The organism is Pseudobutyrivibrio sp. OR37 (assembly GCF_900113655.1).
In the GTDB taxonomy this organism is placed as follows: Bacteria; Bacillota; Clostridia; order Lachnospirales; family Lachnospiraceae; genus Pseudobutyrivibrio.
In genome coordinates this window covers 40,900-52,930 of record NZ_FOQF01000016.1, presented here as the reverse complement: position 1 = coordinate 52,930, position 12,031 = coordinate 40,900, and the positions used below count along the sequence as shown (strand labels likewise).

At 37.8% G+C, this 12,031-nt stretch carries 2 protein-coding genes and 1 riboswitch; both genes read right to left on the bottom strand.

The annotated features are described in order from the left end of the window. Positions 1–130: 130 nt before the first annotated feature. Positions 131–5,488, bottom strand: a complete 5,358-nt coding sequence (locus BM097_RS09065; RefSeq protein ID WP_090548319.1) for a hypothetical protein — start codon at positions 5,486–5,488, stop codon at positions 131–133. A gap of 75 nt (positions 5,489–5,563) precedes the next feature. Then, a riboswitch (cyclic di-GMP riboswitch) is annotated at positions 5,564–5,639 on the bottom strand. 47 nt (positions 5,640–5,686) lie between these two features. Then, on the bottom strand, positions 5,687–11,914 hold the full coding sequence (locus BM097_RS09060) for an InlB B-repeat-containing protein (RefSeq protein WP_090548317.1): 6,228 nt from the start codon (positions 11,912–11,914) through the stop codon (positions 5,687–5,689). Positions 11,915–12,031: the final 117 nt, after the last annotated feature.

Sequence of the window (12,031 nt, the reverse complement as noted above, 5' to 3'; positions counted from 1 at the left end):
TGGTATAATTGCCATGTAAAGTATAACGCTATAAAATTCACAATTTATCCTTTATTTCCCCTTTGCAACCAGCGCAGCCGTTCCTGGCATAAAAAAAGACAGCGAGGTGATTCTCGCTGTCCTTACAGTATTAATTCTTTTTAGAAATATATCCATACATATTGATATTCTTTGAAACAGTACCTGTGTAGTACTGGGATTCCCCTTTGCTGCTGCTAAAGGAAACTGTTGAGTTGGCACTACCTGTAATGTTCTTTAAATTATCGATAGATGAGTCAAATGAATTATACTGGCTGCTGCCATTTCCTAATGAAATATTAACTGGCTTCTTGCCCTTGCCTTCAGAGACAAAATTGATATTTACAATATAAACTCTCTGATTCTTATCTACCTTTATTGTCATGCCCTTGTTGCCATTATATTTCAGGTTGGTTGCCTTATCAGCAGTAAGTGTAAATTTAGGTGCCTTGTTTGCCTTTGGCATGTTGTAGATTTCTACTGGATGCTGAAGGGAACCTGATTCTGCATTTGCCTTTAGGCTGTATTCAGCCATAGGAAGCTTATTGTTAATATCAGTTATTGCATCATTATATGTAGCATATCTACCTACAAGATTAATAATGTCACCCTCATGTGATAGTACTGAAAGCTCATAACCTGGAACCTTTGAAAATACAGCTGTGTTGTAATAAAGCACGCCATTCTTTCTAACTACATCTGCAGCCTTGCTAGCTACTGTAGAGTTAAGAACAAGGTTGAAGCTTGGAACACCACTAGCATCTTCAACAGCTGCTGTAGTAGTCTTGATGATTTCAAATGCTGGTGTTGCGCTGGCTACTACCTTGCTAAGGTCGATTGTGCCGTTCTTTTCAAGCTGTGTTAATTCAGTATACTGACCTGATTTTTCCTTGCAAACAAGCTTGAAGTTTACAGGATTTCCGCTATTCTCGAAGCCATTAACTACAGTAATATTAGTCTTAACAGCCTTTACTGTCTTTTTATCTTTTTCTGTAGTGTATGTGCAAGGTGCTGTAATGGTATTGCCTGCGCCATTGTTATAAATTGTGCCAACAGATACCTTTCCGTGACCGTTCAATGTAGCGGAATTTGAAAGTCCAAGGTCGTGTAGCTTTGTTACATTTCCATCTACATTGATTGTAGAACCCTCAATCATTACACGGCTCATAGCGCCTGTCTTTTTGTTGACAAAGTTCTCGCCTGCACCTGTGATTGATTTAATACTGTTATCCCAATTTACAGATGTAATGGCAAGTGTGTGCTGGCCAACATTGATTGCAACTGGCTTACTAGCCTTTACTGTAATTCCGCCAAACATTAAATCTGAAGTAAGGTTAAGGCTTGTGTTTGTAATACTAAATGTATTATCTGTTGGACGTGCAGGGTTTGCTGATAGTATAAGCTTGTCTGCGCAATTAGCTGCTGGCATTACAAGATTCTCAGGCTTGTTATCAGACTTAAGTGGCACAATTATATAGATACCATTAGGATTCTTGATAGCATTAATCTCTGCGATTGCTTCCTTGTATGTAGCAAAGGATGCGAGCTCTACAGCTGTTTTAGTTGCGTCCTCACCAGCTGCTTCATATAATCCATAGTTCTCCTCAACTGTAGTATTGTCTACATAGAAGATTGAACCGCTCTTCTTAACAAGCTTTCCGCCTGCAACAGATGAATCCGTATATACGAATCTATTGTTAGCTGCCTTTGGAGCCTTTACAATCTGATACTTAGGATTGTTGTGAGCAAGTGTGCCATCCTTGAAGCCTTCGAAAGTAACATCATTGCTTCCAAGCTCAACATAGCCCTTTTTCTTATCCTTGTATAGAAGCTTGATTTCAAGTGATGGTGCAATTGAAATATCTTCTGCTTCAATCTTGTTTGCTACAGTGATGTTAGATGTAATCTTTGTAGCTACAACCTGTCCCTTTACCTTTGCGGTTGCTACCTGCGCAGTACCTACAAATGTTCTACGGGTGCTGTCCTTTGATACAAGATTTCCAATGTTTGTTTTACCGTAAACTGTAAACTTGCCGTTTTCGAAATCAAGTGTACCTACGTTGTTCATGTTGCCATTTACAACGATATCGCCACTGTTTCTTACGATAAATCCTGAAGCTGCATTTACACCACTACCTGTGATGTTTCCGATTCTGTCGTTTGAGACTTCTGAATTCTTAAGTGTAAGCTTGAACTTTCCAAGTGTAGCATTAAGCTTTGTATTTGTTCCGTTCTTTGCAGGGTTGTCTGCAAGCTTGATGTTCTCTAAAACGAGATTTGACTTAAGAGTAATTGCATTCTTAAGCTTGAGCTCGTATTTTCCGCTAACACCATCTGCTGGCTTGATTGTAATCTGTGCAGCCTTTGTAGCTGTTGTAAGATTATCTGTAAGCTTGATTGGCTCAACGTCCTGCTGCACTGTAGGATTGATTGCAACGATATAATTCTTTGCAATGCTTCCTGATTTGTCGATTTCAGCAAATGCTTCCTTTAGAGTAGCAAATGTACCCCATGAGCAATTGCCCTGGTCGCTGGTTTCAAAAACTTCTACCGCATATACGATAGGTGCTGTGTCGATGCGAAGTGCATTTGCAACCTTCTTTGTTGCGTACTTAATTGTAGTGCTTGCGCCTGCAATGTTCTTTCCAATTACGAAGTAGCATGCAGGAGCCTGTTTTGCAAATACGATATCCTTCTTAAGATATGTATCTGCGCTAGCATAATCATTTGCTGTTAAAAACTTAGGTAATACATTAATAGCATATTCACTGATCTTAACATCATAAGGCTTTTCGCCAGTTGTCTTTGCTGTAATATCCTTTGATGCAACATCTGCATTTACCACACCTGTGATAGAAAGCTTGTTAGAGTAGCTTGTACCGTAAGTGATTGTGTTGCTATCATCCATTGAATTAATATTCTTGAATGTAGCGGCTGTCTTTACATCAATCTTTGAGCCTGAAAGCTCTGCAAGGTTAGAAACGTTAATGCTTCCTGTTGTTGATGTAACATCAGCGAATACTAAAGTTAAATTAGAAACGTTGATTGCACCTGTTGATTCAAGTGCTGCTCGGCTATCAGCGCCGCCAACAACTGTGATTTTACCCTTGCCAGTAGCTGATACTGAAGCAAATATATTGTTAAACTTAACATTCTGGAATTTAAGCTGATGTGCACCAGCATTCATCTTTGCACCTGATTTTGTAGATTCAAGTACGATATTCTGGAATGTTACATCTGTTGCAGGTGCTAAATCTCCACCAAATGAAAGCTTTGTCTTGTCATTACCTACGATAGTAACAGGAGCCTTTGGAAGAGTAAGCTTGTCTAGTGCTGTATCCTCTTCGATAGTAATTGCAAATGTAAAATCCTTGCTATAGCTATACAGTAAATCTGCCTTAGCTACGGCATCCTTCCATGTTGGGAAATACTCTGTATGATGGTAATCCTCTGGTTCTATATTATATGAATCCAGTCTAACTGTGAGCTTATCTGCTACGATATTTTCTCCAGAAAGGCATGGGATAAGCTTTGTATCGCCACCCTCTGGCTGGTCAATTACAAGGCCTTCAAAATCTTTTGTACGACCTTTGTTGTAGAAAAGTGTATCGCCCTTTTTAATTTCAAGGAGTTTACCATTCTTATCTACTCTTCTGTAATGTATTGACTCTCCGCTAAATGACGATGAATGAATCGCAAGAGAATATAGTTCTACACCTTCTTCTACATTTACGTAAGTATCGTAATATTCATTGATTCCTGGTGCATTATTGCTATAGTTTCCACTAATTGAACCTATTATTGCCTTTTTACCTGGCACTACCTTGATTGTTATCTGTGGGCAGGAAACACTCATACTATTAACGTTTATTGCACCAAAAACAGCCTCTGCACCTAATTGAATGTGTGCCATGCAATTATTACCACTATTAAAATCATAATTAGAGGTAATATCTACCTTGGAAAAATCTAAAACCGCACTAGCCTTATCAAATGTTATACGATTATCTCCAAGATTTAGCTTTGAACAATTTTCGCCAATCTTGGTATCTACATGTTGGAAATATACCTCGCATGGTAAAATACCATCGCCATCAATTGTTATTGTCCCTGCATTATTTAATGTGTATACAGAAAACCAAGCCGCCTTGTCAGGGAAAATGTTTGTACCAGTAGCCACTACATCACCATATACTTCAACCATATATCGGTAATTTACATCACCAAGGCTGTTGATATATGTAATCATGCTATTCCAGTCACTGAATGCATTTTGATCTAGGCGAACATCAGGTCCCGCTTCAGTAGAAGCTTCAAGTATAATAGGTGGATGTTCACCTACAATATATTGGTAGTTATAGTAGCTTGTATCATAATATGCCTTATTAGAGGCTTCGCTTCCTTCTGGCTGAAGGAGAGTGAATTGATTCTTCTCCCAGTCAGTTGGGCCAGCGGTTATAAATGCAACTGTACCATTTGGCATCTCTATAAGATTTCCATCTGCATCGATTCTACCTATCTGTACTGGCTGACTATCTTCAGTCAATATATTAGTAAGTTTAAGCTCTGTGCCTTTATAACCTTTGATTGTAGCTGGGCCAGCTGTATCATTAGATGGATTCTTCTTACCCATTAATTGCTTGATATACGCTTTCTTGTCTGCAGTTAGTGTATGGCCTTCTTCAATATAAGCCTTATCAACGCCTACCTCTAAGAAGGTGAAATCAGCATCTTTTGTATAGAAGGTACCACCTGAAAGATCGTAATAGATTGATGTTCCCTTTGAACCCAAATCAAACAAATCTTCTTTAGAATAATCGCCACCCTTTGAAACTGTAAAGTTGTGACCGTTCATGTTGATTCCGTATGCTTGATTTGTATCTGCTGGAACCAATGTGATATTTTCGAATTCTGTATCACTATGTAATTCAACGCGGTTAAATGTATTAAGTTTTTTAACACCGCCATCACCCTTAATCAAAAGAGGGATGTTCTTATTAGGAATAATATAATCATATCCAGCAGAAGCTTCACTGATATCCTTATTCAAAAGGATTTCACATACTGAGTCTGATTCTTCTAAAGTATCAATATAGGAAACTGCCTCATAGTATGTCTTAAATTTCTTTGATGTACCTTGATATGTTACGGTTACATCAGGATCAGTAACTTCCTCTTCTTCGCTCTCTTCAAGAAGTTCCTCTTCCTCATCCTCTTCTACTAAAAGCTCCTCTTCAAGAGCTTCTTCCTCTACTGATTCTGATTCTTCTTCAGCTTCATTAGATTCCACATTAGTGTTATCCTTTGAATCAGCTTCGGTAGATGATTCTTCTGGCTCTTCTGATGTAGCCTCTGTTTCATCTACAGGGGTCTCGATTACATCATCTGAGCTTTCACTTGCCATTACTGGCATTGGGGTGCTAAATACCATAGCCACCGCCATTATTAAAGCTAGAATTTGCTTTTTCATTTTCATCTCCTTTAAAAAACTACCTGATAGAGCAAAAAAAAGGTTCCCTGAAAAACAGGGAACCACAAATTCGATTTAAGCAACTGACTGCCATTTTACAGGCTCTAGAGTTTTGCGTCCCCCACTTTCGTGGAGTTTGCCCTATTCACTTTACAAACTAGATGAGTATAACATGGTAATTAACTTGCGTCAATCATGTTATTTCATCACTTTTTTATTAATGTTGTATGACACAGTCTTAGTGCCGTGATATTCGCCCTTGCCTTGGATAACAATTTTGGCTGTGCCAGCATTTTTGTTATTTGTTGCAGATACTATTTCAAAGTCTGTAGCATCAAGGTAAACCTTCTGCTTACCGTTCATGTAATAGATTGAAATGTTGTCAGCCTTTGTAGGGACAACTCCAGTTTCTGCATCGTAAATAAAGTTTGCGGCATTTTTCATTTCTACTTTGTATTTAGTAGCGGAAATGTTTTTAGTTGAATCAACTACTTTGTAGCAGGCTGTAAGTTCGTAACCATCTATCATAAAGCAGCTCTTATCAGATGTGTGAACTGTCAGTTTAACTCTGATAACAGTGCCTGCTGGGACTTTGTCTGTAGGCCTCACTGGTGTTCCAGCCTTGCGTACCTTGCCATTTTCAAGTTCTGTATCATCCTCGTAGTAATAACGCAAATCGCTTGCCTTGAATGGCTCAACATCCTTATTCTTTCCTACCGTAAGCGTATGTCCATACTGCTTGATGGTTGGCTTAGTATTTAAGAAATAGCCCTTTTTCCCTTTAGCATTATAATTAATATTGTTAAATGAGAGTTCTGCTTCATAAGCTTTTGATATATTGAAATATTTCTCTGTCTTCCATCCAGCATACAAGCCCTTACCTGTGATGACTACTGTAGGTCTTGCTGAAGGCTTTAAATCCTCATAGTTATATACAATTTTATTATTATTCTTGTAAGAAACTGTGTAGTCCTTACCTTCCTCTAAGAAATCAGAATAATCATTGTTATTGAAACTAACTTTAACAGAATCTAACACCGGCTTTACACCATTTTTTATGTATAAATAAGCTTCATCCATTGTTATATTAAAGATAACATTCTCGTTATTCTTAAAATTAATTGGTGTGAGTGTTATCTGCTTTACAATCTGGCCTGTGTATTTTCCACGTCCCTTAAATGTTAAGTTATATTTACCTGGCTTGTTTCCTGGATTCCAGATTATATCGTAGTCTCCATCCTCGCCTGGGGTCAATGCTACCTTCTCGTTATAAGCATCTACTGTATAAAGAGTGGTTTCGCTCCAATACTCATCAAGATTCTTGTCTGCCGGATTAAAGAGGGCTTCGTAAGATACTCCTGCAGGGTTCAACTCAGCTGTTGTCTTTAATCCTGCGATTTTAACATTCTTAAGTGGTGTGCCAGTTACTTCCAGACTGACATTTTTTTCGCCAAGATAAGATGACTGTATAATGCCTGTTTCCTCATCTACCATAAAGCCTTTATCAATACCAACTATTCTAAATGCATGAGTGCCTACTCCCCAATCACTACTAAATCCGATTGGTTCGATAGTGTAGTCTGTATTATATTCAAGTGTCTTCTTACCATATTTCACTGTGAAAACACCCTCCTCAAACATGGGCTCTATGCCATAATCCTTCACGGCATCATAAGTAAGCTTTAAGCTAGTTTTTCCATTGAAGAGCACCTTTACATCCTTGATGCTCTTATAAAATGGAACTTCGTACATGCCCCTTACAGAAACTATATTTTCGTCTGATATTGTTCCAGCGTAATTGCTGCCTGGCTTTCCTTCAGCTTTGATAGTGTATATAGTATCAAAGTCTTTTATGAGTACCTTTGCAGGATTGAGAATCTCTTCTCCATTTTCATCATAGTACTTTAATACATAGTCCTTATTAAGAGTAAGCTTCTTTCCATATAAGGTATAAACCGGCTTGACATTAGAAAGCTTTGATGAATTGGTTAATTTAACTCGTACATCTCTAACATCTACTACTGCATCTTCAATGCTTTGAGGCTCTATCGTAAATTTGAAAACAGCCTTTCCTGAATAATTGCCCTTACCTGTAACAGTTACAGTTGGTGCTTTCTTTGAATCTGCAGCTGCTGCATTTATATTATTGGCGTAGCTAACAGTATAATCTACATTTGATGTTAAAAGCTTGTTACCATCATAAACTTTTAAACCATCAAGTGTGATTTTGCTTCCTGTGTATGTCTTGGTGATATCTAATATTCCGCCATTTGTGCAATAGCTTACATTATCTTCAAAATAGTACCATAAGCCTGTTGGAATCTCGGATGCGTTTTTAAATAAATACTGTTCCTCTACATCACCGAAATCATAGCCAATGACAAACTTTCTTTCTCGAATCGAAGTATCCTCATAGCCATTCTTACAAGCAAAGTATTTTACTGTTGTATCCTTTGTAAGTGTAAATGGCTCTGTGAAACGGATTCCATTTTCCCTAGAAGGATTTGTTCCATCTAAAGTGTAGTAAATCTCAACATCTGGTGTATCGCAGCTAAAGCTGACAATACTTTTTCCTAAAAGCGACTGCTCTTCCTCGGAAAGGCCATAGATTTTTTTATCTGGCTCGTATTCTGGCTCTGGATCTGGCTCATCCTCTGGATCTGGTTCAACTACTTTGTTTCCAACGACTACCTTGACCTCATTCGAAACAACACCATTATATTCTGCATGAACATAAGCCTGGCCGTTTTCTAATCCTGTGATTGTTCCATCACTTGCAATGGAGATTGGGTTGGTTTCCGTACCATTAATCCACAAATTCTGTACAACCCATCTCATTTTTCCACAATCTGCTGGATTAGCTGTATATTTAAGTTTATATTTTCCATTTATATCAAGCTTTATATCCTTTGTTTCGTTAAGCTTGATTGTTGGGAGCTTGTAGTCAACCCACTTCGCATAAAGTGTTACTTCTGATTCCTTTGGATTAAACAGCTGATTTGTGTCGCCTGTTGTAACCACATTAGCTGGCTTAGTGCAAGCTTCGTCTAAGTACCAGCCTGAGAATATCTTGTCGCCATCACGTCTTAGGCGAGATTCATATTCAGAAAGAAGGAAGCCTTGTCCTGCCCACTGTTCCTTGATTATTAAGACATCACTGTCCTTCATAATCTCGGAAGGATTATTAAATCTATTTACATCCTCATCAAAATATCCGCCATTGGCATCCAATTTGATGTGTCTTGCCTTACCATATCCTGCATATAAATCTTTTACATTTTTTTCAAATCTAATATAACAAGAACCATTCTTGTACTTCTGATTATTTTTGTTATAAAGCTTTGTGCAAGCCTCATCTAAATACCAGCCTGTGAATGTCTTGTTTGAATCAAGATGAGATGGTATTACGTTTTCAAAATGATAGTCATATGTATAAACCTGAACATTGGCTGTCTTCTCACCAATTGATCCCAAATATCCTTCGCCTGCATGTAATTTAACAACAGGGTAATCTGTTGAAGTAGCGGATGACTTCCAATTAGCATAATAAGTAATATCGGAATCTATTGAACCGCCATAATTAATCTCTTTTTTGCCGGCCTTATCCAGATGCCAATTATAAACATACGCAAACTCACCACTAGCTGTTTTACTATTAGCAAGCTGCTGATGTGAATAAATATCTCTAAAGGATGTTTTCTTGGCAACTGTAACCAATATCTGTTTTAAATCATCTGAAATCTTAACATAAGGATTTCTAAGATTATCAAATACATAATCGTTCTTGACGTATGTTCTACCATTTCCATCAAATTTGACTGTTACCACATCATTCCAAATCACATAGAAATCCATATCAGATGTTGGAACCATGCCATAGCTATCAATTTCTTTAACATTTGTATAATCCTTGAAGTATTCTCTGATTTCATGGCAATTTCCACCAAAGAAATAACTCTTTCCTGAGCCATCCTTGCTGGTAGAATATGCAGGAACAAATCCATTGTAATCCTCATGAACTACAGGCAACTGCTTGTCAATCATCTTGTAGTCGATAGTAGGTGCTGAGAATATGTTTGCCCTATCAGCGCCATCAGCTGCATATCTGATTGGTTCACCCTTAACTACCTTTACACTGATTGATTCTGATTTTCCATCAAGAAGCACGCCTGGTTTATTAGAATGGAAGGTAACTGTGTAGCACTCTGCATACTTGGCATAAAGAGTTATGTCTGCATTTACAGCAAGATGAGAAACCTTATCTACTTCCTTGCCATCAGCTGTGAACCAGCCCTTGAATGCCTTTTTATCTGGAGCTACAACTGTTGGATATCTACCTGCGATATTTGTACCCTCTGGCACCTTTACAGTTGAAACATTGCTGTCACTGCCAGCAATTTTACCCTCTCTTGCATCAAATGTTACCGTATATGCGTTAGTATATTTTGCATAATAAGTAATATCTTTACCAACTACTGTATTTACAATATCGTTATTATTCACAGGAGTCTTGAACTGCGCATCCGCATACCATCCTGCAAATGCCTTATTGGAATCATTAGCTACTGGATTAGCTGGAAGCTTTAATCCTGCTGCATCTATAGTAGAACCTTCTGGTACGGAGAGAATGTAGCTCTCCCCCTCTACTGCCTTACCATTTCCTAAATCAAATGTTACATTGAAATTTCTAGCCCATTTAGCATAGACTTCAACATCCTTTGATATAGATATTGGGAAAGATGTATCACCTATATCAGATTCCTTTGTGCACGCCTTATCAACATACCAGCCAAGGAATGTATAGCCTTCTTTTGATACTGTCATTTGACCAATATAAGAAGCCTGACCTTGCAATACTCTTCCTGTGCAGGTGTCACCATCAATAATTACATGACTATATTCTGGTGCAGTAAACTTTCCACCATTGCCGTGGAATGTAATTGTATTAAATGATTTTTTCCAAACAGCATATAATGTGATGTCTTTAGCTGGAAGTTTTGCTTCAAAATTGTAATAACCTGCATCAGATATATTCACAGGATATTTTGCTACAGTGGCATTTTTGCTTTCTGCCCATCCAGCAAAAGCATAATGAAGATCATTATTGTATATACGATAATTGTAATTTCCATGGTAATTACTGCTGCCTGATTCTCTAAGAGTCTCGCTTAATTCTGTAGTCTTATCACCAGTATTAGAATTGTAGAAATATCCACCATTGGCATCAAGTGTGAGTGCCTTGTTTGTAGACGCCCATTTGATGTAAAGATCCATATCCTTTTCTGGAAAAATAGGATCATTGGCAGCGTAACGCTTACCGCCATAAGTATTAGTCTTTGCATCATATTCTGTATATAGACCTTCTACAGCTAATTTTGCATTAGTATTTTTTAATAATGAATCATTATCAAGATAAAAGCTTTCGCTACTTCCCTGAAGAATCCCTTTCACACATGTAGCATATTTATTTGTCGACTTATAATCGACTTCATCAAAATACTTTGTTGTGAAGTAGGCAGTATCACTGACAGCATGCAATGTAACTACATTGTTCTTTTTCTCATATCCTGCATAAAGTGTGATGTTGCCATCTAGTTTATGATAATCATATTGATTAAAGACCTCTGTTCTGGCTGCATCTGTATAGTAATCAGCAAAAGCATAATGTCTATCTGAATTACGGATGTCCCATGTATTAGGCAGGTAATCAGATTTAAGTTCCTTATTCTTTGGAACCATTGCTGTAACTGTATACTGTCTTGAGTATGTTTCGGTATCCCAAATATAACCTGTGTCTTTTGTTACATCTGTTCCTTTTGGATTGCCCAAAACGATTGTTACAGTGTAGAAATCTTTGCCCCAGCCTGCATACAATGTTTTGCCATTGTACTGCTGCTGAATGAGCTGATATTGTTCGTTCCAATCATATGGATCCTGCTGGCCTGTAACTTTAAGCTCGTTTATATCATCTTCCTTTGAGCAAAGTGTTTTACATTCTGGCTCTGCATACCATCCTGTAAACACATAGCCATCTCTTTTTGGTGTAGAGTATTTTAGATTTGTGCTTGGATATGTAATAGTCTGAACCTTTTGATTGTAATTAAAGGTACCCCCATTAGCATCAAGCTTTAATTCGAAGTTTTCATCTTTGAGCATTTTGGGCTCATCGTTTTCTTCGACAATTTCTAAATCTTCGGATTCGGCGATAGGCTCTTCATCCACCACTTCATCTTCGGATTCGATGATAGAATCATCTTCTATCACTTCATCTTCAGCCTGGTTTTCATCCTGGGCTGTATCCTCAGTCTCTGCTTCTACAACAGTTTCCGCTTCGCTTGCTTTTGCTTCAATTCCACCGCACTGAAAAGAAGTCGCAAACATAGCAACTGCAAGAACCAAAGAGAGGATTCTTTTTAGCTTTTTCATATATCATTCTCCTTGTAAATACTATGTGCCATTCAGATGGCACACGCCATATTAGTATATCAAAATCTCTAATTTTCCAGCAATATATTTATGAAAAAAGCAAGGCCAAAATGACCT